The sequence below is a fragment of the Bacillus sp. mrc49 genome, from assembly GCF_002803435.1.
Genome location: NZ_PHNG01000196.1, coordinates 1 through 882 on the forward strand (window position 1 = coordinate 1; position 882 = coordinate 882).

The 882-nt window shown below is 47.6% G+C and carries 1 protein-coding gene; it reads left to right on the forward strand.

The features are described 5' to 3' along the window. Positions 1–35: 35 nt before the first annotated feature. Positions 36–882: pyridoxal phosphate-dependent aminotransferase (locus CVN76_RS01365; protein ID WP_157805432.1), on the forward strand; the 847-nt coding region annotated here is incomplete at its 3' end.

Consider the following 882-nt stretch of genomic DNA (forward strand, 5'->3'; position numbering starts at 1 on the left):
ATTTTTACTGATGCTTTGGCTGGGGGGAATTGCATTTGAAATTACCATCTCATGGTTCTAATCCACATTATCTTTACGAAGCGCTGGAAATTGAAATGCCTGGCTCGATCATCGACTTCAGCGCAAACATCAACCCATTGGGACCGCCTTTGCGAATCAAGGAACGCTGGTCCGGTTTTTTTGAAGGGGTCATGCATTACCCGGACCCCCATGCCGTTGAACTGACAAAAGCGATTGCAGAGAAAGAAGCGCTTCCCATGGCATCGGTTTTGGTAGGGAACGGTGGTGCAGAGATCATCATGCTGGTGGCCAACATTCTGGCCGATCGGAAGGTGTTGATCATCCAGCCGGCTTTTGCGGAATATGAGCAAGCTTGTTTGGCAGCTGGTTGTGAGGTCGACTTCCACCAGCTTGATGCTCCTGGTTGGCAGCTGGATGTGGCTCGCTTGATTCCGAGATTACGTGAATATGATGCGGTTTTCCTCTGCACTCCCAATAACCCGACGGGCGTGTCATTTGACCGTGGGGCTGTGATGGAATTGATCAGCGAATGCCAAAAAGCGGATTGCCTGGTTGTCATCGATGAGGCGTTTTATGATTTTACCGAGGACGCCTTTACGTTTGCGCCATTAATCAAACGATTTCCACATTTGCTTGTTCTAAGGTCGATGACGAAAATCTTTGCGATTCCGGGCTTGAGACTAGGCTATTTACTTGCCGAATGGAGCATCATCAAGACGGTGAAAAGCTATAAACCGCATTGGAGCGTCAACCAAGTCGCATTGGAAGTGGGCAGAATCTGTCTAGAAGAAGAGGCATATATAAGTGAGACAAAAGAATATATTCAATCACAAAAACAGAAACTATCCCGGTTTTATCGGG